This is a genomic window from Bacillus sp. FSL H8-0534, from assembly GCF_038005885.1.
GTDB lineage: Bacteria > Bacillota > Bacilli > Bacillales > Bacillaceae_G > Bacillus_A > Bacillus_A pseudomycoides.
Genome location: NZ_JBBOUC010000001.1, coordinates 4,895,323 through 4,917,305 on the forward strand (window position 1 = coordinate 4,895,323; position 21,983 = coordinate 4,917,305).

Annotated in this window: 17 protein-coding genes and 9 pseudogenes; 22 read left to right on the forward strand and 4 right to left on the reverse strand. The window is 32.0% G+C overall.

What is annotated here, in order from left to right; genetic code table 11:
- Positions 1-388: 388 nt before the first annotated feature.
- The 19 genes and pseudogenes from MHH71_RS25070 to folE form a co-directional block, all read left to right on the forward strand.
- A pseudogene (locus MHH71_RS25070) lies at positions 389-922 on the forward strand (sensor histidine kinase); the annotation flags it as partial.
- A gap of 844 nt (positions 923-1,766) precedes the next feature.
- Positions 1,767-2,186, forward strand: a pseudogene (locus MHH71_RS30675) (cell wall-binding protein); the annotation flags it as partial.
- A 1-nt stretch (position 2,187) separates the two neighbouring features.
- Positions 2,188-2,625, forward strand: a pseudogene (locus MHH71_RS30680) (cell wall-binding protein); the annotation flags it as partial.
- Positions 2,626-3,470: 845 nt separating this feature from the next.
- Positions 3,471-3,590 (forward strand): annotated as a pseudogene (locus tag MHH71_RS30685) (ABC transporter ATP-binding protein); the annotation flags it as partial.
- A gap of 102 nt (positions 3,591-3,692) precedes the next feature.
- The gene (locus MHH71_RS25085) at positions 3,693-4,856 is read left to right on the forward strand and encodes a serine hydrolase domain-containing protein (protein ID WP_078211763.1); all 1,164 of its coding nucleotides are present in this window, start codon (positions 3,693-3,695) and stop codon (positions 4,854-4,856) included.
- Between the two features lie 410 nt (positions 4,857-5,266).
- Positions 5,267-5,407 (forward strand): annotated as a pseudogene (locus MHH71_RS25090) (IS6 family transposase); the annotation flags it as partial.
- A 612-nt stretch (positions 5,408-6,019) separates the two neighbouring features.
- Positions 6,020-7,054 (forward strand): bis-aminopropyl spermidine synthase family protein, encoded by a 1,035-nt coding sequence (locus MHH71_RS25095; protein ID WP_006097700.1) that lies wholly within the window; start codon positions 6,020-6,022, stop codon positions 7,052-7,054.
- 20 nt (positions 7,055-7,074) lie between these two features.
- The gene (locus MHH71_RS25100) at positions 7,075-8,742 is read left to right on the forward strand and encodes a carbamoyltransferase family protein (RefSeq protein WP_006097701.1); all 1,668 of its coding nucleotides are present in this window, start codon (positions 7,075-7,077) and stop codon (positions 8,740-8,742) included.
- 13 nt (positions 8,743-8,755) lie between these two features.
- Positions 8,756-9,514: a DUF5591 domain-containing protein gene (locus tag MHH71_RS25105; RefSeq protein ID WP_033799585.1), complete on the forward strand. Its 759-nt coding sequence runs from the start codon at positions 8,756-8,758 to the stop codon at positions 9,512-9,514.
- Complete coding sequence (locus tag MHH71_RS25110; protein ID WP_033796905.1) at positions 9,480-10,259, forward strand: glycosyltransferase family 2 protein; 780 nt, start codon at positions 9,480-9,482, stop codon at positions 10,257-10,259. The genes MHH71_RS25105 and MHH71_RS25110 overlap by 35 nt, the downstream gene beginning before the upstream one ends.
- A gap of 11 nt (positions 10,260-10,270) precedes the next feature.
- Positions 10,271-11,038: a class I SAM-dependent methyltransferase gene (locus MHH71_RS25115; protein WP_006097704.1), complete on the forward strand. Its 768-nt coding sequence runs from the start codon at positions 10,271-10,273 to the stop codon at positions 11,036-11,038.
- A 163-nt stretch (positions 11,039-11,201) separates the two neighbouring features.
- On the forward strand, positions 11,202-11,867 hold the full coding sequence (locus MHH71_RS25120; RefSeq protein WP_003203739.1) for a PIG-L deacetylase family protein: 666 nt from the start codon (positions 11,202-11,204) through the stop codon (positions 11,865-11,867).
- 17 nt (positions 11,868-11,884) lie between these two features.
- Complete coding sequence (locus tag MHH71_RS25125) at positions 11,885-12,883, forward strand: ABC transporter ATP-binding protein (RefSeq protein ID WP_006097705.1); 999 nt, start codon at positions 11,885-11,887, stop codon at positions 12,881-12,883.
- Positions 12,880-13,671 carry an ABC transporter permease gene (locus tag MHH71_RS25130; protein WP_018782253.1) on the forward strand — a complete coding sequence of 264 codons (792 nt, stop codon included), beginning with the start codon at positions 12,880-12,882 and terminating at the stop codon, positions 13,669-13,671. The genes MHH71_RS25125 and MHH71_RS25130 overlap by 4 nt, the downstream gene beginning before the upstream one ends.
- 2 nt (positions 13,672-13,673) lie before the next feature.
- Complete coding sequence (locus tag MHH71_RS25135) at positions 13,674-14,462, forward strand: ABC transporter permease (protein ID WP_006097707.1); 789 nt, start codon at positions 13,674-13,676, stop codon at positions 14,460-14,462.
- A gap of 12 nt (positions 14,463-14,474) precedes the next feature.
- Complete coding sequence (queC, locus tag MHH71_RS25140) at positions 14,475-15,140, forward strand: 7-cyano-7-deazaguanine synthase QueC (protein WP_006097708.1); 666 nt, start codon at positions 14,475-14,477, stop codon at positions 15,138-15,140.
- Complete coding sequence (gene queD / locus MHH71_RS25145; protein ID WP_006097709.1) at positions 15,140-15,631, forward strand: 6-carboxytetrahydropterin synthase QueD; 492 nt, start codon at positions 15,140-15,142, stop codon at positions 15,629-15,631. The genes queC and queD overlap by 1 nt, the downstream gene beginning before the upstream one ends.
- A complete protein-coding gene (gene queE / locus MHH71_RS25150; protein ID WP_018767833.1) occupies positions 15,624-16,340 on the forward strand; it encodes a 7-carboxy-7-deazaguanine synthase QueE in 717 nt (238 codons plus the stop codon). The genes queD and queE overlap by 8 nt, the downstream gene beginning before the upstream one ends.
- A 43-nt stretch (positions 16,341-16,383) precedes the next feature.
- Positions 16,384-16,971 carry a GTP cyclohydrolase I FolE gene (folE, locus tag MHH71_RS25155; RefSeq protein WP_006097712.1) on the forward strand — a complete coding sequence of 196 codons (588 nt, stop codon included), beginning with the start codon at positions 16,384-16,386 and terminating at the stop codon, positions 16,969-16,971.
- 158 nt (positions 16,972-17,129) lie between these two features.
- Here the strand turns inward: folE and MHH71_RS25160 are convergent.
- From MHH71_RS25160 to MHH71_RS25165, 3 pseudogenes are all read right to left on the reverse strand, one after another.
- Positions 17,130-17,290 (reverse strand): annotated as a pseudogene (locus tag MHH71_RS25160) (IS6 family transposase); the annotation flags it as partial.
- Positions 17,291-17,419: 129 nt separating this feature from the next.
- Positions 17,420-17,509, reverse strand: a pseudogene (locus tag MHH71_RS30690) (IS6 family transposase); the annotation flags it as partial.
- Positions 17,482-17,583: pseudogene (locus MHH71_RS25165) on the reverse strand (IS6 family transposase); the annotation flags it as partial. The pseudogenes MHH71_RS30690 and MHH71_RS25165, both read right to left, overlap by 28 nt.
- A gap of 1,182 nt (positions 17,584-18,765) precedes the next feature.
- Here MHH71_RS25165 and MHH71_RS25170 point away from each other — a divergent pair.
- The 3 genes and pseudogenes from MHH71_RS25170 to MHH71_RS25180 all read left to right on the forward strand — a co-directional run.
- Positions 18,766-19,005 (forward strand): hypothetical protein, encoded by a 240-nt coding sequence (locus MHH71_RS25170; RefSeq protein ID WP_231398863.1) that lies wholly within the window; start codon positions 18,766-18,768, stop codon positions 19,003-19,005.
- Between the two features lie 165 nt (positions 19,006-19,170).
- The gene (locus MHH71_RS25175; protein WP_033799586.1) at positions 19,171-19,551 is read left to right on the forward strand and encodes a BA_1872 family lipoprotein; all 381 of its coding nucleotides are present in this window, start codon (positions 19,171-19,173) and stop codon (positions 19,549-19,551) included.
- Positions 19,552-19,581: 30 nt separating this feature from the next.
- Positions 19,582-19,744: pseudogene (locus MHH71_RS25180) on the forward strand (IS6 family transposase); the annotation flags it as partial.
- A gap of 252 nt (positions 19,745-19,996) precedes the next feature.
- Here MHH71_RS25180 and MHH71_RS25185 read toward each other — a convergent pair.
- Complete coding sequence (locus MHH71_RS25185) at positions 19,997-21,949, reverse strand: bifunctional metallophosphatase/5'-nucleotidase (protein ID WP_006097715.1); 1,953 nt, start codon at positions 21,947-21,949, stop codon at positions 19,997-19,999.
- Positions 21,950-21,983: the final 34 nt, after the last annotated feature.

The following is a 21,983-nucleotide window of genomic DNA, read 5'->3' on the forward strand; positions in this document are numbered from 1 at the left end:
ATAAACCATAATCATACAGCAAATATTTCATTTGAAATTGTATTATCCGACCAATCCATCGGTGGAGTAGCAGCTGGTATGAGGGGCCACTACGAAAGAATTTTAAATTAATGCAATAAAAACCGTAGAAATTAATCATTTCTACGGTTTTATGTTTATCTACATGTAGCTTTGACATAAAGTTTGAGCAAACAGGATTCCTCTTTAGGGGTCACAATACCATGCCCATCAACTTAAGAATATTCAAGATCCTAAAAAGTAAAAACGTTATTCTTTCTAAGCAAGCTAGATTATTAGACAGGATACCGTTTTTTGTACTTATAGTTATTAAAATCTCTTAAGTTGATAGTGATAAGGTGACCCCTATTATATCTCGCGTATCAAATCGAATACACGTATTGATCTTTCTAAGTTAGAACTTGGACAAGAAGATTTTTATCCAAGTTTCACATATATGGATCGTATTCTATTAGAAGTACTAGATTCACATTCTATTTTATTAGAAGAAAAACAGATCTATTTGCAATTACAAGTTTCTGATACATTGCCTAAGCTCTGGATTATGCCTTGTAAGATAGCACGGGTTATCAGTAATTTGTTACATAATGCAATTCGATATTCTCCAGTGTCTGGAACGATTGAGTTAATTGTAGAGGAAAATAAGTAGAAGCATCACGTTCAATTCATTGTACGTGATGAAGGAGAAGGCATTGCTTATAGTGATCAACTGGGCATATTTGAACGCTTTTTTAGAACAGATTCATCAAGAAGCTCACAATCTGGGGGATCTGGACTTGGATTAGCCATTGCACAATCATTAATTGAAATGCACAAAGGCGAAATTGGTGTACGAGATCGTTCAGGCGCTAAACAGGGGAGTGAATTTTGGTTTACTCTTCCCGTTACATCAGCAAAGAAATAAGATGATTGCAAGACTTTTGTAACATTTATGAAAGCAAATTGAAAGGGATATATAATAAGATGAATAAAGCAAAGTTGATTTTATTTTAACTCAGAAGTAAAAAGTATAAGCAATGTACAGTATAATCTTATGTTTTATAGTTTCATTTACCTCAACAAGTGCAATTAAAACATAGGATTTAAAATTAATTGGCTCAGATGTGCTAGAAAAATAAGCTTGAGCAATCCCTTTCCCCCTTATTTTCGAAATCACTTTGAAAAATGACATGGAATTCATATTCCATGTCATTTTTAGTGTAATGAATAAAATTTTTGTTTTATATATTGTTATGTTATTTTGTTACCTCTTACCTATATAAATCCATTTTCATTTTTTTACATATAAGTTTTTGATATGCAGAAGAAGAGATGACTTGAACTCAAGTTCTTTCTTTGTTTTAACCCTCGCATGTGGCAGAAAAAGCTCTCAAACGCGCTCAGATGTCCTGATCCTCTTAAAAAAAGCGGGGTATTTATGCTGTTCTTCTCCATAAATACTTCTAATTTATTATATTTTCTCCCACTTATTAATGTTTAATATTTCTATTTATTACAGTTTACGTAATGTAACACAACCGTTGAAAGACTTTTGTAACCTTTATGAAAGGGAGATGAAAGATATTTAAAATAAAATGAATTTCCCGGCACCTATTTTAGATAAGTCGGTAATAAAAGGTATAAACAAAGAGTGAAGAACAACGTGATGAATGAAAAGACAAAAAGAAGTTATGATAATTTCTCGGTGCTTATTATTTTACAGTATTGTGTTTAAGAAATCTAAATCTTACTAAGGAAGGAAAACAAAAATGAAAAAAACATTTAAAATAAGTGGATTTGGAAAAAAGTGATTCCTGCCACAGCGGCATTAGGTATTCTTTTTTCTGTAGCTCCTGTTGCAGAGAACCAGGCAAGCGCAAAAATAAGTGCAGGGTTTATAGCTAAAGTGCTGGACGTGACTATTACTTCATTAGGAGCAGCGAAAGATATTTATGAGGCAGTTGGCGAAGAGGTGGGGGGGTGCTGACCTAACTAATTACGCGGGTCCATATGCAGAGAATGTATCTTACAGAGCTCCTAACTTTAAATCGGGGGAATTTAATATTTCTGTGCATCATACGAAAGATGATGGGAATTTTACTAAATCGATTAAAGTTCTCTATCCAAATGGGAAAAGTGAGATTCACAACTTAAGATCGGGGCAGCAACTTCAGATTACAGAAGCAGGCTGCAATCGTATATTACAGCTTAGAAGAAGGGGATTCCTATTCTGGTTGGAAGGAAATTGACGGAAAAAAATACCGCTTTAAAGATGGCATACACTATACTTTAGATGGTCATGAAACCATTGAAGGAAAAAGATATTATTTTAATAATGACGGACAAGCTATGATGACAGGGTTTGAAAAATCAAATGGTAAGATATACCATTGCGATGATAAAGGCGTAAAGCAGACAGGGTGGCAAGAAATAGATGGTAAATGGTATCGCTTCGATGATTCTGGAGCAGCCAAGATAGGATGGTTCAATGGTGATTATGAAACGCATCATGGTCAATATGGATATTTTAGGTATTATGCTAAAGAGGATGGATCAATTCACCAAAATACCACTGTTCAAATAGATGGTAAAACATGGACGTTTGATGACAAGGGACACAGACGTTAATAATACCAAAAAGTTTATTTTTTACTTATGAAAGAAATCTTACAAAACTGTCATCTTTATGTAAGGTTATTAGATAGTACAACTATTATTTCAATGTAATAATAAAGGTATAAGAAATACATACATAGAAAAAATATAATAGGCAGAGGTAATTATAAGATGATTTTAAAACTAGCATTTATACTTTTTGGAGTACTCTTAGTATTATGGGGTATATATAGTACTAAAAAATATGAAACATTTTTAGACAAAATCACTGGAATAGGACAATTTTTAGCCGGAATTGCATGTATAATTATAGGGATTTTAAACTTTATAATTAAATAATTTATAATAGACAAAAAAAGATCCTTAATTAGGATCTTTTTTAATACCATAAATGAAAGTGAACTTTCGAATATTAGTTTACATTTACATATCATTATAAACTCCGTGATATAGTGACCCCACTTAGAAACAAGTGATTTTAACAACGTTAGGAGTGTTTCATGCAGCACAATGTCATTTATGTTGTATCGCAAGAAGAAAAATTACATTAGAAAAGAGCCGGAATTCACCCTGTTAAGAGTAAACCAAATCTTTAATATTTAAAGGACGAAAAAAAGAAACATAGAAGTGAAAAACTTCTGTGTTTCTTTTTGATTCATATATTTATTGGAAAATACTTTGAACTTTCAGGCACAGATACTCCTTCTACCCTATTATAGAAGCTATTTTGAACGTAAGGGATTTGTAAGGAATAGATAAGGAAAAAGAGATTTTCATTGTGTATGATCAAAATATAAAGAAGCATGAAAGGCGGAACAGATATGACTTATATATGAAAAACAAACCAGTTAACAAGAGTGTTTCAAGGAAAAGAAGTAATTTCTGGGGTTAACATACATGTGAAGAAAGAGGGATTTACCGTTTGTTAGGACAGAATAGCGTTTGTAAAAATAATCATTATGAAGATGATTACGAATTCAATGTTGACCTTTTGTCATTGGTGGAGATGATAGCTGTGTGGTTAGTATGAAACAGCAAGCAACCACCTATACAATATGAATAGAGGAGAGGAATGCCTTATGAAAACACGTAGTCAAATTACATGTGCAAGTCTGGCCCTTTTAATAGCTGGAAGTTCCCTGTTATACACAACACCAACCTCAATTGTAAAAGCAGAGTCCACTCAAAATGTATCTAGTTCGTTACAAACAAGCACTCAACGAGATCGTAATTCCGTCAAACAAGCAATGCGGGATACATTGCAACTTGGATTCCCGGGGATACTTGCTAAAACTTCCGAGGGTGGAAAAACGTGGAGTTATGCCGCTGGGATAGCGGATCTGAGAACCAAGAAACCAATGAAAACAGATTTTCGCTTTCGCATTGGCAGCGTGACGAAGACGTTCATTGCAACAGTTCTACTTCAATTAGCTGAAGAGAACCGCTTGAATCTAGACGACTCCATCGAAAAATGGTTGCCTGGTGTCATTCAAGGAAACGGATATGATGGTAACCAGATTACTATCCGGCAGATATTGAATCATACAAGTGGTATCGCTGACTACATAAAGTCAAAAGACTTTGATATTATGGATACAAAAAAAACGTATACGGCTGAAGAATTCGTAAAGATGGGGATTTCTCTTCCCCCAGACTTTGTCCCAGGAAAGGGCTGGTCTTATTCAAACACAGGATACGTATTACTGGGTATCCTTATTGAAAAAGTAACTGGAAACAGCTATGCGGAAGAGGTTGAAAATCGGATTATTGAACCGCTTGAATTGTTGAATACATTCCTACCGGGCAATTCAAGCGTTATTCCAGGCACCAAGCATGCCCGTGGATATTTACAACCAGACGGAGCAAGTGAGCTAAAAGACGTTACTTATTCTAACCCAGGTAGCTCGGATGGAGATATGATTTCTACTGCTGACGACTTAAACAAATTCTTCTCTTACTTACTCCGTGGTAAATTACTGAAGGAACAGCAACTAAAACAAATGCTTACTACAGTTCCTACAGGAAGAGAAGGAATCGATGGATATGGCCTTGGAATCTATGAAATTAAGCTTCCAAACGGTGTCTCGATATGGGGACACACGGGTGGCGTTCCAGGGTTTTCTACTCTTGCTGGAGGTACAATTGGGGGCAAGCATACGTTGGCCGTCAATTTGAACAGCATGGGTAAAGCTAACAGTCCTGACCCTTTTAAAAATATTTTACTTGCTGAATTTAGCGAGTAGGCAAAAAGGAAAAACGGATAAATTTTGTCATAGTTTTTATAGTAAACATATATCTTTCTGGTTCAAAAACCCCCAACTTACTCTAAAAAATGATTTTTGGGTTTTTGGAATTCCAGCGGCAATCCGACGCTATTAAGCTAATAAAACAAAAAGCTCCCTAAAATGAAAAAATACGTCATCCTTTCCTATTGGAGTGCCCCCTGAGAAAGAGACAATAAAAAACACCTCTCTAAATCGTAAGTATCAGTTATGATTTTAATGGAGGTGTTTTTCGTATTATGGATACAATTTCGCTTTAGTTTGATTGGCATGGGGTACCGCCACATCGCTATCAAGCTAACAAAAAGAAATCTTCTTAAAGTGAAAAAAAATACGTGTTCACGAATAATAAAGTTGTTTGAAAAATAATAGAGTCATTTAAAACTGCAACTTCTATATTGAGTGGTGTTGAAGCCATGCATATGATAAAAAAGGGACAGATTGATTTACGGAATCAGTCTATCCAAAATCAAAAAGAGTTCATCCACCAAGTGTTTGGACTTATAGCATAAAATACGATTTCACTAGGAATATACTATTATCCGCGTTCTTCTTCATATATTTGCACCAGAACCCATAATAACGCCTCCATTTCATTCTATTTTTATGATAATTCACTGGTATTTGTTAGCACAAAATCCCCCAATAATCCCAAAAATAAATATTTTTCAAAAAATTTATAAATAAAAAAAACGACAAAAATTTCTAAAAAAGGGCTCTATACTAGGTTTTTTTAAAAATCTTAATATATAAATTATGATAATAAAAATACCCATAATTATTCCTGGTATTGTTTTATCAGGAAAAATTTTACTTAATTTTCTGAATGAATTTTATCCACAAATATAAATTTTTTATTAATCAGAAAATTCTATTTTTATGGTAGTATTGGTGGTGCAGCTCTGTTGCAAATATTTGAATTACACAATTATCTATATAAGGGGGGAATGTGAAATGGAAAAGGAATATATTCATGAAGAAATGTTAGAGCTTGAAGATCTTGAATTAGATGAAGAGGATTTACTAATTCGTGCAGGCAAGACATTAGGTTAAGTTTTAAAATAAGGAGGTTACATATGCAGTTTAACTGTATATGTAACTTTTTTTAAGGTAGGGTATACAGAATGAAAGAAAATAAGATTATTTTATTATATGAAAGATTTATTGAATTAGACTATGAAGAAGAGTTAGATAAAGTACCAAAATTAAAAAACAGAGGGGTACTTTTGAATTTTTGGAAAAAATGGTATGAAATTAGTGAAAAACAATTCGAATTTATAATTTGGAAGTCCATTAATACTGTAGATACTTTAGATGATCTAGTCAAAATAACTGGGACTTTAAGTTTGGCTTTAAGATTATTAAAAGTATTAAAAGAAAGAAATTTAGTTGAAATTATAGAAAATAAAATAAGGTTTTCACAAGAGTTAACAAGTAGTATTTTATATGAACCAACCCCTCTTCGTAATACAGGATATGAGAATAAAATAAACAAAAAAAAATATGCTCAATTTAAAGCTACTTGGGATAGTTCGTTGAGGAGAGCTGAAATAATAAATCAAGAGTTATCGTCTAATAAAAATATCTTTTTTTGTGGAGATGATGATTATACAAGTTTAGCCCTTAAACAATATAAAAACAGAGAAATAGATGTAGGAGATATTGACGAAGAAATGATTGAATATTTGAAACATACAAACAATGATATTGGGTTTTATAATTTTGATGTTAGAAATGAAGTTATGGAAGATTTAAGGAATAAGTATGATGCAATACATTGTGACCCTATAGATGATGGTAGAGGGTTAGATTTGTGGTTAAATAGAGCTAATGAATTATTAAAAGGTCAAAAGGGTGATTTAATTTTTTTAAATATAAGTGTTAAAAGATTAGGTAATAGGGTGGTTTATTTGCAGAATTTCTTGACATCTTTAGGTTTTTATTTAAAAGAAATTATTCACGATTTAAGTTCTTATAAAGTGGCTGAAGAGCCTTACATTGATGAAGAATTAATAAAAAAGGACTTAGATAGCATTGGTTTTTCTAAAGGTACATATCATAATTTGTATATTCAAACAGACATGTTAGTTTTTGTACGATTAATAGATAAACCAACCCTCTTTCCGCAAGAATATTATGAGATTAGAAGAAAAATATAAAATAACTGCGAGGTAAAATAATGTATGTTTTAGGAGTCAATGGGTGGGACTTTGATATTCATGATGCAAGTGCGTGTTTATTTTATAATGGTAAATTAATAGCTGCAGCTGAAGAAGAAAGATTTATTCGTCAAAAAAAGGCATTAGATAAAATTCCATATAATTCAATAGCTTATTGTTTAAAGGAAGCTGAAATTACTCCAAATGAAGTAGATCATATTGTTATGGGTTGGGATGTAGAGCAATTATATTTTGAGAAGTATTCAAAGAAGCTTAACAAAGAAGATTGTCTTGAAAAGGTTTTTCCGAAGGGAATTTTTAAGAGAGATAAAGATCCCCAAATTCATATGTGTTCTCATCATTTGGCACATGCTTCTGGTGCGTTTTTTAGTTCGGGATTCAATGAAGCTACCCTAATAGTTATTGATGGGAGTGGAGAAGAAGAGTCAATAACGATAGCAAAAGGAAAAGGTAATAAAATAGAAGTACTAGAAAAATACCCGCTGGAACATTCTTTAGGTATTTTTTATGAAGCATTAACTGTATTTTCAGGTTTAGGGAGGCATAATGAAGGGAAGTTAATGGGCCTATCTTCATATGGGGAAGAAATATTTGAATTTCCTGATATACTGGAAAACCCTTTGAAACCAAATAAAAATACAGTTAGTATGAATGGTAAATATTTTTTGGTATTAAAAGATTGGATAAAAGTTATTAATAGTATAACAAAGATTGCTCCTAATTATATTAAGTATGAATATAATCCAATAGATTCAATATTATTAATGGATTCATCGGTAATGGGATATAAAAATATTGCAGCCTCAGGTCAGGCAGCCTTGGAAAGAGCAATTGTTAAGCTTGTAAAAAAAGCTATTAATCTAACTGGAATAGATAATTTGTGTCTTTCGGGAGGAGTAGCATTAAATTGTATAGCGAATAGAATGATAGCTGATTTACCAGAAGTGGATAGTTTGTACATTCAACCAGGTGCTTCAGATAGTGGGGTAAGTATTGGAGCAGCTTCATGGTTTCTTGCCGAAAATGGTATAACGCCTAAGTTCACTGAAGATCATGTATATTCTGGTCCGGAATTTCCTGATTCTAGTATCTTAAATATATTAAAAAAATATAATCTATCATATATAGAATTAGGCTCTAACAAATATGATAAATGCTCCGAGTTATTAATTCAAAATAAGGTAATAGGAAGATTTTATGGAAAGATGGAATTCGGCCCTAGAGCTTTAGGAAATAGAAGCATAATAGCTAGCCCTCAGAGGAGGGATATGTTAAATAAAGTAAATACTATTAAGAAAAGAGAGCAATGGAGACCATTGGCTCCTAGCATCATAGATGAAAACGCTTCTGTAGTATTAGAAGAAAAAATAAATAACCCTTATATGCTGTTAAATTCTACTGTTAAAAAAGAGGTACATCATTTAGTTCCAGCAATTGTTCATGTTGATGGATCAACAAGGGCTCAAGTAGTTACGAGGGATATGAATTCTGATTATTATGAAACAATCCGCAACTTTTACCAGAAAACAGGAATTCCTGCAGTTATGAATACATCGTTTAATGTAGGAAAAGAACCAATTATTTGTAACCCAAGTGATGCTATTAGGTCATTTTATGGATCAGAGGTGGATGCCCTTTTATTAGGTTCATTTTTGATTATTAAATAAAGGAGGAGAGATTTTGAGAAATAGAAATTATTCTAATCTAAAAGATGGAATGATAGAGGGTTTGTTACTTAATAAAAAAAGTTATCCTAACTACCCAGAATATATACTATTAGATTTAATAAAAGAGGAAACAATTTTTAAACGAGGAGCTTGCTCAAAGTATATTCAGCATGAAGAGTTCAATACATGGCAGGAATATTTTTGTGGGGATTATTACGAAAAGCCTCAGGGGAAAAGAATTGCTTTTTTACAAGTTTGTACTTGGGCTAAACCATATGACTTTTCATATATTGGTAAAAAAATTAGACAAGTTACAAATAAATACCCTATGGTTCATCCAATTATTCTATCAAATGCGGGAGTTATACCATATGAATACCAAATGAACCCTACTTTTTGTGCATACGATTGGATGGAAGATATTGAGGATCCAGTAATTTACGAAGAATTGATGAAAGAATATAGGGATGTATTAATACAAAGAATTAGGAGATACCTAGAATCAAATTCATACGATGTAGTAGTACAATATGGTGTACCGGTAAAAAAATATTCAATGGCTCCTGCAATTAAAGATATTTGTAAGGAATTAGGAATTACTTTTCTTTTAACCCCAGATATAGAAACATATAGAAATAATAAAGATAAATTAGTCGAGTTAAAGGATTCAGGGGAATTTTATTGTTTAGATGAAGTTCTGAGTAGTATGGATAATTGTTTAAATAAGGTGAGTAGATATGTTGAATCTATCAATTGTAATACCAGCTTATAACGATATTAGATTAGAAAAGTGTTTAAAGAGTATTGATGAAAATGTAGAGGTTGTCGTTGTTTTAAATGGTGCAACCGAAGAAGTAAAAAAAATCGCCTATTCTAGCGATGCAGTAATTGGCGAATTACCTACACCTAATTTAGCAAAAGCATATAATTATGGAATTGAAATTTCTAGTAAAGATAATGTGTTAATTATGGATTCAGATTGTGTTTTTATGCCAGGTACCATCAATAAGTTATATAAATTATTAGATGCAGGATCTTTAGCTAAAGGAAGAGTGATGTTTTCATTTAACAGCAAAATTGGAAAAATCATTGCACGTGCAAGACATATACATACTTGCAAAAAAAATGCATATTCACCTCCATTGGCATTTAATAAAGGAATCTTAGCGAAGGTAAATGGATATTATTTTGATGAGAATTTATCTTGGACAGAGGATTATGATTTTGATATTAGAGTTAAATCTGCAAGTCTTAAGATTTTATATGATGATAATGCAAGAATTATTCATCCAGAGTTAAGCATTAAGCAAGATTTGAAAAGTTCATTTAATTATGGGATAGGTCATGCACGTGGGGTTTTACAACAAAAAAATGGTTATTATGAACCTAAAAATAAATTAAGGTCGATTATTAACTCATATAAGTATATCAAGAAAAAATACGGTTATTTAACTGCTTTCTATCTCATATTTTGGCAGATTGCCTTTTATAGGGGATATGAAAAAGAAATACATTAAGGAGGAAAACAATGCAGCAACAATACGATGAAATTTCCGAATTATACGACATTATCATCCCAGAACCTGATGGTATTTTTGATTTTTACAGTGGTTTGGTAAAACCAAATGATGAAGTTTTAGATTTGGGGTGCGGTACTGGTAGATTATCTTTTATTCTTGCTGAAAAAGGCGCTAATGTAACTAGTGTTGATATATCAGCAGGAATGATTGAAAAAGCTAGTAAGAAGCTAGATGAGATGCCAAATATTAAGGATAAAATAGAATTTAAGGTTTCTTCTGCTACAGATTTTAAGTCTGAAAGAAAATTTGATTTTATATTTATGTCTGGTGGTGTATTTGAATATTTACTTACATCGTCACAACAAAAATTAGCTCTTAGAAATATTAAATTACTATTAAAAGAAGGCGGGATTTTTGTTTTCGATATTATTACACCTCCAACTATTCTTCCTTATTCTAAGAGAGTGAGTGATGGAGGAAATAGTCCTATTAAAGGGGAGAATTTTAAAAATTATAAAGTTAAATCATGGGATGTCGTAAAAGCAGATCATTATAAGCAAATAATTGAAACCACTTGTTATTTTGAGGTTTATGACATAGCAGATAATTTCTTAAGTAAAAAAGAATTTAGATTTCTTGCAAAATATACTTTACCATCCGAAATGCAGTATCTCTTAGAAATAGAAGGATTCAATATAAAAAATTTTTATGGTGATTACAATAAAAATCCTTTTGGGAGGAATAGTGAATTTATGGTGTATGAATGTAGGAAGTAAGGGGAGAATTTTAATGATATACAGTGCGAATAGACGCTCTTAAAAAAGTATATTTTTCTAGTGGAAATAAAATGTATCCAGTTAGTATAGGGACTCCAGAGTAAATAATTTTTAATTAAAATAATAGGTAAATGATTTACCTGTTCAATAAAGGTGATGCTGAATGAAGGATATAGTAAAAAAACATTTAGTTATAGCGCCACACCATGACGATGAAGTCATTGGCTGTGGTGGAACAATTGCTCAAGCTATTAGTAAGGGTGAACATATAAAAGTAATAATAATTACAAAAGGAGATTTATCTGGAGGTGTAGGGGATTTAAATGAAATTGTTTCAAATAGAGAGAACGAGTGTATAAAAGCTTGTAATACATTAGGGATAGAAAAAGAAAATGTCAAATTTTTAAAGAAACCAGACAGATCACTTGTGTATTCTTTAGATTTTGTGGAAGAAATTATTCACGAAATCTCTCTATATAAGCCTAATTTTATTTATTTCCCCCATGATATGGAAAGTGATAGGGATCATCGAATAGTAAATGAAGTTGTATCAGAAGCAATATTCCTGTGTCAATCAGGGTTCTTAAAAGAGGATTGTGCTCCTTATATAAGGATGTGTTTACAGTATGAAGTATGGACTCCCATGAAAAACTATCAGGTTGTAAAAGATATTACCAGGTTTATTGAACTGAAAAAAGCATCAATTAAAAAATACGAATCACAACTTAAAACATTAAATTTGGTTGATGGAGTTTTGGGGTTAAATTCTTATAGAGGTATGCAGGCAGGAGTGCAATTTGCAGAAGTTTTTAGAGTGGTAAGTAAGTAGTAAGAAGGAGAGAGAAGATGGATATCATTGAAATTGAAAATGTATCAAAAACTTTTGAAAGAGTAAAAATTGAAGAAGGATTAATAAACTCTTTCAAGAGTTTATTTAAAAGAGAAAAGGTCAAGGTTACTGCTTTAAGTGATGTGTCATTCAAAATAAAAGAAGGTAAAATAATAGGGCTTATTGGCGCGAATGGTGCTGGTAAGTCTACCTTAATGAAAGCAATGGTTGGGTTAATTAAACCAACTTCCGGGAGAATTTTGGTAAATGGATTTAACCCCCATAATAAGAAGAAAGATTTTTTAAAGTCAATTGGCGTTGTTTTAGGCCAAAAAAATCAGTTATGGTGGGATCTTTCCCCTTACGAAACATTTTTATTACATAAAGAAATATATGAACTGTCTGATACAGAGTTTAGAAAGAATGTAGATGAATTAGCTGAAAATCTTGGGGTATCAGAAATTCTTAAATCGCCAGTAAGGAATCTATCGTTAGGAGAGAGAATGAAATGTGAGTTAATTGCTTCAATCTTACACTCACCTAAGATATTATTTTTAGATGAACCGACTATTGGATTGGATTTTCTTGCTCAAAAGAATATTAGAAATTTTCTCAAGAATTATTGCAAAGAAAGAAATACAACAGTTATAATAACTAGCCATTATTTCCCAGATATATATGAGTTATGTGAAGAATTAATAATATTGAAGAATGGAGAAGTTGTTTTTAATAACAATTTCAAAAAAATAAAAGAAGAAATTAAGAGTTATAAATATATATATCTTAGCTTTGAGAATGAAATAAATTCTCAAGATCTTAAGAAATATGGAGAAGTTAAAGAATCGGATAAATTTAGTGTAACAATAAAAATTCAAGATAAGCTAGTGAACGAGACCATATCTAGCATATTAAAAGAATTCAATGTTATTGACTACAATTTGACTGAAATGTCATCACAAGACCTCATTGAAGATATTTATTCAATGGAATCGACTGGAGTGAAAATAACAGTATGAAGAAGTATTTAAAACCAATGATGCTTTCATTTCAAGCGGTTTTTCAGTATCGCATGAATGTTGTATTATATATGATTTTTGGTTTAATACCGCTTGTGGCTTTAATACTATTGTGGCATTCTCTCTTTGAAACACAAAACAATATTCAAGGCTATACTCTTGAAATGATGATTACTTATGTAATAATTGCTAAGTTAATTGAACTTTTACTAATTCCTGAAATGCACTGGTCGATAAATGAGGAAATACAATCCGGTGAATTATCAAAATATCTTACAAAACCATTTTCATATTTTGGATATTGGTTTAGTCATAATTTAGGTAACAAAATTATTCAGGTACTGATGTCAGTGATACCGATAATACCGATAATATTCCTGAACAGGGATTATTTCCTTTTGCCTACTTTAAAATATACTTTCCTGTTCATTCTTTCAATAGTAGGAGCATTAATACTATATTATATGATTTATTATTTGATATCACTCTTCTCATTTTACTTTGTAGAGATATCATCCTTTTTCTTTACTGTAGATATAGTATTAGAATTATTATCTGGATCGCTTATTCCGCTTGAATTTTTACCAGCCCCGTTAAATACAATAACTCAGTTTTTACCTTTTTCATACTTGATTCACTTTCCGGTAAATGTATATTTAGGAAATTTAAGTGGCACTGAAATTGTAAATGGATTAATTTTACAAGTGATATGGTCTTTAGTTTTCTATGTCCTTATTAGAGTACTTTGGAAGAAGGGGTTAAATAAATATGAATCTGTTGGTGCATAAATATGATTAGATATTTAAAAATGTTAAAAGCAATTCTTAAAATTAATTTAAGTAATATTATGATGTATAGAGTCAACTTTTTTTTAAATATATTAGATAGCGTTGTTTGGTTCATTGTTACATTAATATTTTTTAATAGTATATTTGATAGTTTTGGTAATATTAATGGTTGGAATACAAATGATATTTATTTGCTAATTGGAACAAGTGAGTTGATAAAATCTTTGATGTTTACTCTTTTTATTAATAATCTACCGTATATACCGAGTTTAGTTAACCAAGGAAGTTTAGATCATATATTGTTTAAACCTATCAATAGTCAGTTTCTAGTTTCATTAAGAAAGCTTGATTTAGGGAATTTAGGGAACTGTTTACCAGCCGTACTGTTAATTAGTTATGCATTATTACAAAAGGGAGAGAGTGTTAGTATTGTAAATGGATTTTCTTTCTTGGGTCTATTGTTTTTAGGGATTTTACTCTCGTATTCTCTGTGGTTTATTTTAATGACTTTATCTATATGGTTAACCAAAGTTGAAGGTATGCATGAGTTATTTCTTGGTACTATGACATTACTTAGATACCCATCTTCCTTATATAAAGGAATAAGTCGATTTGTTTTTTTATTTGTTTTTCCTATTGTTATTGTTAGTAATATTCCAACTTATGCTTTAATTGGTCGATTAGAACTAAACGATGTATTCGTGTTAATGGGTTATTCTATTGGATTTTTTATTATTTCAATTTATTTTTGGAAGTTTGCCTTAAGATATTATAACAGTGCAAGTAGTTAAGGGGAGAATAAAATGTACTCTAATGATAAAGCAATAGTTGTTTTTAGTGGTGGGCAAGATAGCACAACATGTTTATTTTGGGCAATGCAACAGTTTGCGGAGGTGGAAGCTGTAACATTTAACTACAATCAACGTCATAAGTTAGAAATTGATTGTGCAGCGGAAATTGCGAACGAGCTTGGCATTAAACATACAGTGCTAGATATGAGCCTACTAAATCAGCTAGCTCCAAATGCGTTAACAAGAACAGATATGGAGATTACACACGAAGAATGTGAATTACCATCGACATTTGTAGATGGGCGAAATTTACTATTCTTATCATTTGCTGCTGTATTAGCAAAACAAGTTGGGGCACACCATATCGTAACAGGTGTATGTGAAACTGATTTTAGTGGTTATCCAGATTGCCGTGATGTATTTGTGAAATCGTTAAACGTTACATTAAATTTATCAATGGATTATCCGTTTGTCATTCATACACCACTTATGTGGATTGATAAAGCAGAGACATGGAAAATAGCAGATGAACTTGGAGCATTCGAGTTTGTTAGAGAAAAAACTTTAACATGTTATAACGGAATCATTGGTAATGGTTGCGGTGAATGTCCAGCGTGCCAACTTCGTAAAGCAGGTTTAGATACGTATCTACAAGAACGCGAAGGAGGGAATGAATAATGGAAAACTTTTTCGGATTTCGCATTGTAGAAAATTTGCAAAAAATGGACAAGGATATTCAGCGTGAGCAATTAAAATACCATAATAAAAGAGTAATGGTCAGCAAGGAATTTACATTTGATGCAGCACACCATTTACACTGTTATGAAGGGAAATGTAAAAATTTACATGGTCATACATACAAAGTTGTATTTGGTATTAGTGGATATGTAAATGACATTGGACTTGCAATTGACTTTGGAGATATAAAAGAAATTTGGAAAAACGAAATAGAGATTTATTTGGATCATCGCTATTTAAATGAAACATTACCAGTGATGAATACGACTGCGGAAAATATGGTCGTCTGGATTTATGAAAAGATGGCGGAAGCATTAACAAAAGGGAATCGAGCAGAAGAATATAAAGGAGCTCGTGTCGAATTCATACGGCTCTTTGAAACACCAACGAGTTATGCAGAAGTAAGACGGGAGTGGATACTCGATGAGTAAGATTCCTGTTTTGGAGATATTTGGTCCAACCATTCAAGGAGAAGGAATGGTTATCGGGCAAAAAACGATGTTCATTCGCACAGCAGGTTGTGATTATAGCTGTTCTTGGTGCGATTCAGCCTTTACATGGGATGGCTCAACAAAAGAACAAATTAGACAAATGGCGCCAGAAGAAATTTGGAATGAACTTGTTGGAATTGGTGGAGAAAATTTTTCTCACGTTACAATTTCAGGTGGGAATCCCGTTTTGCTGAAAAATATTCAGTTTCTTCTTACTGTATTAAAAGAGAATGGAATTCGTACAGCGATTGAGACGCAAGGGAGTAAGTGGCAAGAATGGTTACTTCAAATTGATGAAGTGACCATTTCGCCTAAACCACCAAGTTCGAAGATGAAAACAGATTTTACGATGCTAGATTCTGTTATTCATAAATTAGAAAGAAAAGATTTTAGTTTAAAAGTAGTCGTATTTGAAGATTATGATTTTGAATATGCAGTAAAGGTGCACAAGCGATATCCGCAAGTACCATTTTTCTTACAAGTTGGGAACGATGATACGAAAACGGTGGATGATGCAGCGCTTATTAAAAACTTATTACAGAAATATGAGCGGTTGATTGAAAAAGCTGTACAGTGTAAAGAAATGAATGATGCGAAAGTATTACCTCAACTTCATGCTTTAGTATGGGGAAATAAACGAGGCGTATAAATAAGAGCATTTTATGAATAAATTAATAAGGTGGAAATAATATATGAGCTTAAAAACAATCCAAAGTGTAGAAATAGATACTGACAAAATTGAAGTAGCAGTAAAAATGATTCTTGAAGCAATTGGAGAAGATATTAATAGGGAAGGTATTTTGGAAACCCCAAAGCGAGTAGCAAAAATGTATAAGGAAGTTTTTCAAGGTTTAGGTCAAAACCCTTCTGAACATTTGTTAAAAATATTTAATGAAAATCATGAAGAATTGGTATTAGTTAAAGATATTCCGTTCTATTCTATGTGTGAACATCATTTGGTACCTTTTTTTGGAAGGGCCCACATAGGTTATATTCCTAATAATGGAAAAGTAACTGGGTTAAGCAAATTAGCTAGAGCTTTAGAAACCATATGTAAAAGACCACAGTTGCAGGAAAGAATAACCAATGAATTAGCAAATGTTATTTTTGAAACTTTAGAGCCAAAAGGAGTAATTGTTGTAATTGAAGCTGAGCATATGTGTATGACAATGAGAGGTGTGAAAAAACCTGGTTCAATGACTATAACTTCGTCATATAAAGGAATATTTAAAGATAATAATACACTTCGAAGTGAAACTTTAAATTTGATAGAGGGATAGAATTACATCGTTATTATGCTAAAAAAGAAATTCTCTTGAAATGAAAAAAGACGTTATTCTTTCTTATCTAATTAAAGAGGAATATGATATCAAAGGGTTTTGGTGCAAATATATAACGGAAAATGAAAGGGAGGGTAAATTCCTAACGGAATCATCCTTTATCCAGCTAATCCAAATAATTGATTGATAAAGATATTCTGATTTTGAACAGACTGGTCCCGTAAAATAAGTTTCTGTTTTTTATCATATGTATCGCTTCAATACCAGAAATCGTGGATTTAGCTGTGTAAAAAGATTTAAATCCTAACATAGGTTGAATCATAGGGTTCTTGCTGTAGATCGAAAAGTAATTATGTATATATGGGGTACGGAAACGATTCTGGGGGTTCTGGTGCAAATACTTAGGAAAGATATAAAGAGGCGAAAAGTTTCCTAGTGGAATCTAGTCTTAAGCAGCAATTCCAAATAGTTGATGGATGAACTTCACTTGATTTTGGACAGACTTGTCCAGTAAAACAAGTTGCCCCATAGGTACCATCTTACTGTTTGCAAAATAATATTATGATGATAATGCTTCCACTTGAATAAATTTCGCTTTTCCATACTGATCACGCACCTTTTTAGAGTAATAGTATCAGTATGCCCAAGATTTAGAGATTACTTGCAATTATCTTGAAGTTTTCGCACCAGAACCCAAAATGATTGAAATCACAAAAAATGTTTATTTTAGAGTGCCTTCCTATGCTCATCAAACTAAGTTTATATAAACTTTGACTTCAAATAAAATTTTTAGATTTTTAAAGATCTATTGTAGGTTTTATAAGTTAAAAAACAAAAAGAACTTGTAGGAATCACTACAAGTTCTTTTTAAGGTAAGGTGACAAAAAGGGTAACACAAACTATCTTAACAGGCATATTAGAAAAACATAGGGATGTTTCTTGATAGGTTTATTATATAACAAATATTAACATTTAAAGATTTTAATTTTGAAAATTTTGTGAATTACGAAAACAAAATCGTTTATTACTCTTGTATCAACCAAAAAATCCCATTTGTTTATTTCGTGTAAAACACTTTAAATCAATGTCGATATCATAATAAATTAGTAAAAATATAGATATAGGTAAATAGAGAAGAATGAGGCATTCATTACTTAATGACCTATATTTATATTTGGGATTAATTAACTATAATAAAATGAAACTCATGTTATTATTACATATAATTCATGAACATATTGAGAGTGCTATGATTCTAGCTGTGTATTTTGAGAAGAAGTAAATTTGTATATTTTTCACAAGAAAGCATAAAAAAGACTTAGTCCTTGTGAGGAAAATAAGCCTTTTTACTATTTAGACTCACACAAATGATCTGTGCATCAATTTAGCTTTGATAAACAGATCATTTGTAAGATAATAATTCATTGTAAAGAAGTAAAGATTACATGAATGCTTTTAATAGAGTTGTTACTAACGGAATTACTCCACCTAAAAATGATAAAACTGCAATTGCGATTGCCATAATAATTCCTCCTCTTTAAATTTCTGAATATTAAGAATTATATAAATTCATTATATTACAGATTTAAGAATATGACAATATCTTTTTTTATTCTCTCTAAGATTTCGAAATACACCCATAACAACATTTTTTACGCCACATTTATTCATGACAATTAAGTTCACTTTTTTCGTTTTGGGGTGGATTTGTTTTCTTAAGTTGATGGATGTGGGGTGGTACCCCATATTGAGCAAAGGGAAATTATTGAGCGGAAGTATTTAAAGAGTGAAGTAATGAGCGATAAGGTGATAAAGGCTCAAATGATGTTAGCTAATGATTGGTATTATTATCAGAAAAAGAATGCGGTTATGGCAATTGCGATAGCATTACGGATTATTGAAAAAATGTATCAGTCATTTCAAAAACAAATGATGATATTAAGGTATGTGTCAAAGTTCTATAATGAAAATAAAAATGAAATCGAACGTTCAAGAGAATCTGTATTAAAATTTACAAAAAGAAATGTAGATTAAGTAAACTTACGGGAGTTTATTAGGCTGACAGGATGCGGATGTCATACAGGTTATCAGTAAATAACAATTTTTAATTTTGATGAGTATGTTGGCTTATCAAAAAGTGATAAAATAGTTACCGCAATGGTAAAATTTTATAATGATAAAAAAGAAAGGGGAATCTCTATGAAATTGCTACGTTCATTTCTCATTCTCACTCTTGTTGTATTGTTAAGCGCATGCAATACAGTAACAAAAGTCACAAAGGTTCAAAAAAATGGCGAAACGACTTTAAAAATTGGCTCCCTGCAAGGGTATCACGATGTGCAAACGATTAAAGCTGAAAAAGGAAATGTGGAAATTCCTTATGAGGCAGCCGTTGAAGAAGGTACGATTTTATTGCAAGTCACAAAAGACGATAAGGTCATTTATGAAGAAGAAGTCACTTCTCCAAAAGAAGGTTTGCTTTCTTTTGAAGCGCCAAAATCCGGATCATATGATTTAATTGTACGCGTGAAGGGTGAAGAAGAGAAAGCGAAAGGAATTCAAATACATACGAAGCTATGAAAAAACGGCAAGCGGAGTGTACCCGCTTGCCGTTTCGCTCGTTCCTTAGGATTTCAAAGTCTTCGTCATGCCTCACGTACGATAAAAGGGATAGAAACGCTTCATGCCATATACGTCAAAAAGACGAAGTCTTCAATCAGACTCCGTCTTTTTGACGTATAACGAATTACAGAATTTATTATCGGTTTCATAAAATTTGACCACAATCTTCCCATATCTCTATGTGTAAAAAAACTTTGCAACAGACCCAATAAAATTATCAAACTTTTTTATAAAGAAATGAATCGAGTACATTAAATAAGAGCATGTTTTGATCAATCTTTTTTCAAAACATGCTCTTTAGATTTGTCTTTATATCAAGGTTATTAGTAATAATTTAATCCAACTTTATTTTAAAGCTACAAGTATATCCAAGTTTAAGAGATTTTTTTGCACCAGATTTTTCTTATATTTTTTTAATAATCCTATTAAGTTTTTTGTAAAATTCACCTTTTGTTTTTACATGATTAAACTGATTCGGATTCATATTAGCTTTTTGAGAGAGTGCTACAATCTCTTCTTTTGTAATTGAATCTTTAGTATTTATAGATGCTATATTTGTATATTTTCCATCTTCTGTTTTTGGAATTTCTAAAATTCCTTTATTTACAAGATCCACTACAGCCTTATGCTCTGAAGAATGTGTATCTACACCGGTAATTTTCCAATTATGCATAACTTTTGGCGTGTATACACCATTCTTTACCTCTTTTAAATATGTAATAGCAAGGTTACGAATGGTTCCACCTGTTTCTCCGAATGCATTCTCTTGTTTAGATGACCAAATTTGTTCAAACTTACGTCCCTCTAAAGCTCCCCCTTTTGCCTGAAGAGCCTCCATTCTATATGCATTCATTCCCAGCGTCATAACATCGCTCATTTTGATTGGTTTATTTGTACGAATAGATCGTAAATTTGTAATTCTACTTCCATATGGTTTTGTTAAGTCAATTTCGTATTTTACGCCTCCAAAGAAATCGTTCGTACTGTATTTAGACGCACGGCGGGTTTTATCAAAGCTAACTGTTACATCTCCGGCACGAGATGAGTTAAAATACCCTGCCGCCCATTCCATGTAGTCTTTTAAATCTTTCCCAGTTATCTTATATACTGTAATTTCTCCCAAAGCATATTGGTAATTATATGCAATATCTTTCTTCTTAATAGGACCTACATCCAAACGGGCATAATCGTTATCAATTTGATGGGCTACTACATCTGCTTTGCTGTAATAGAGCATGACTTCATGAAAAAAATCTGATAAAGATGTCTCTTGAATTTGCACACTTGGAATACCCTTTATTTCATTTTCAGGAACAAGACTTCTACCCTTTAATTGAGCGACTACAACATTTGCATCTCCTCTCGCATACTCGTGAAAAGGTGTTAGTGTTGCTTCAAGTGTAGGATCAGATAATACCGTTGTTCCATCAGCATTTTTTACAGGTAAAGCGGTAGCTGTTTTATCTTTTAAAACCAGCCTCCCATCTTGCTTTGTAAAAGTAAGGTCAATACGTGAGATATGCGTTCCATATTTATCTGGTTCTGTAATAATAACACCATTTACAACTTCTTTTTTAACAAGTTTATGCATATGAGCTGCAAAAATAGCGCTTATTTCCGGACAAGCATTCGCAATATCTTGAACCCCAGTACCAGGGATTCCATTCTCATTTTCTAGTCCCATATGCATAAGCCCTACCATTACATCTACTTTACCTTCTAATTCTTTAATTACCTTTTTTGTCTCTTCTACTGGATTTTTCACTACTAAACCAGCCAAATGATCTGTCCCTTTTTCAAAATCACTAATCATTGGTGTATTCATGCCAATAATCCCAACTTTAATTCCACCTTTTTCAACAATCGTATATGCAGGAAGAAAACGCTCTCCATTCTCCTTATAAATATTTCCTGCTAACGTCTTTCCCTTATATTGCTCACTAACTTTTTTCAATGTATCTAATCCAAAGTTGAATTCATGATTTCCAAATGCCCAAGCATCATATCCCATTGCGTTCATCGCTACCATCATTGGAGATTGTGGCTTATCATTGAATAATTCTACTGAGTTTCCTTGAATTGTATCCCCGGCATCTAATAATATGGTATTTGGATTTTCTTGACGTACCTTCTTTATAACCGTATAAAGCTGCGTTAAACTTCCACTCATATTTGCACCATCAAGCGCATAATCCCAAGGCATAAATCTACCATGAATATCTGCAGTACCCAATAATGTAATATTAACATCAGATTCCTCAGCTTTAGAGATAGCTGGTTTGACTGTTACTGCTGTTCCAAGAAGTATAAGAATAACAAAATAACATACATAGTTCTTCCATTTCATTTTTGGCATAATAACAATATTTCTCCCCTTTTTGTATTGTCAT

Excerpts from the sequence above, each read along its gene's own strand:
- folE (WP_006097712.1), top strand. The coding sequence starts at position 16,384 with ATGAGCTTAAAAACAATCCAAAGTGTAGAAATAGATACTGACAAAATT.
- MHH71_RS25110 (WP_033796905.1), top strand. The coding sequence starts at position 9,480 with ATGTTGAATCTATCAATTGTAATACCAGCTTATAACGATATTAGATTA.
- MHH71_RS25175 (WP_033799586.1), top strand. The coding sequence starts at position 19,171 with ATGAAATTGCTACGTTCATTTCTCATTCTCACTCTTGTTGTATTGTTA.
- MHH71_RS25125 (WP_006097705.1), top strand. The coding sequence starts at position 11,885 with ATGGATATCATTGAAATTGAAAATGTATCAAAAACTTTTGAAAGAGTA.
- MHH71_RS25170 (WP_231398863.1), top strand. The coding sequence starts at position 18,766 with ATGAGCGATAAGGTGATAAAGGCTCAAATGATGTTAGCTAATGATTGG.
- MHH71_RS25120 (WP_003203739.1), top strand. The coding sequence starts at position 11,202 with ATGAAGGATATAGTAAAAAAACATTTAGTTATAGCGCCACACCATGAC.
- MHH71_RS25085 (WP_078211763.1), top strand. The coding sequence starts at position 3,693 with ATGAAAACACGTAGTCAAATTACATGTGCAAGTCTGGCCCTTTTAATA.
- MHH71_RS25130 (WP_018782253.1), top strand. The coding sequence starts at position 12,880 with ATGAAGAAGTATTTAAAACCAATGATGCTTTCATTTCAAGCGGTTTTT.
- queD (WP_006097709.1), top strand. The coding sequence starts at position 15,140 with ATGGAAAACTTTTTCGGATTTCGCATTGTAGAAAATTTGCAAAAAATG.
- MHH71_RS25115 (WP_006097704.1), top strand. The coding sequence starts at position 10,271 with ATGCAGCAACAATACGATGAAATTTCCGAATTATACGACATTATCATC.
- MHH71_RS25135 (WP_006097707.1), top strand. The coding sequence starts at position 13,674 with ATGATTAGATATTTAAAAATGTTAAAAGCAATTCTTAAAATTAATTTA.
- queE (WP_018767833.1), top strand. The coding sequence starts at position 15,624 with ATGAGTAAGATTCCTGTTTTGGAGATATTTGGTCCAACCATTCAAGGA.
- MHH71_RS25095 (WP_006097700.1), top strand. The coding sequence starts at position 6,020 with ATGAAAGAAAATAAGATTATTTTATTATATGAAAGATTTATTGAATTA.
- queC (WP_006097708.1), top strand. The coding sequence starts at position 14,475 with ATGTACTCTAATGATAAAGCAATAGTTGTTTTTAGTGGTGGGCAAGAT.
- MHH71_RS25185 (WP_006097715.1), bottom strand. The coding sequence starts at position 21,949 with ATGCCAAAAATGAAATGGAAGAACTATGTATGTTATTTTGTTATTCTT.
- MHH71_RS25100 (WP_006097701.1), top strand. The coding sequence starts at position 7,075 with ATGTATGTTTTAGGAGTCAATGGGTGGGACTTTGATATTCATGATGCA.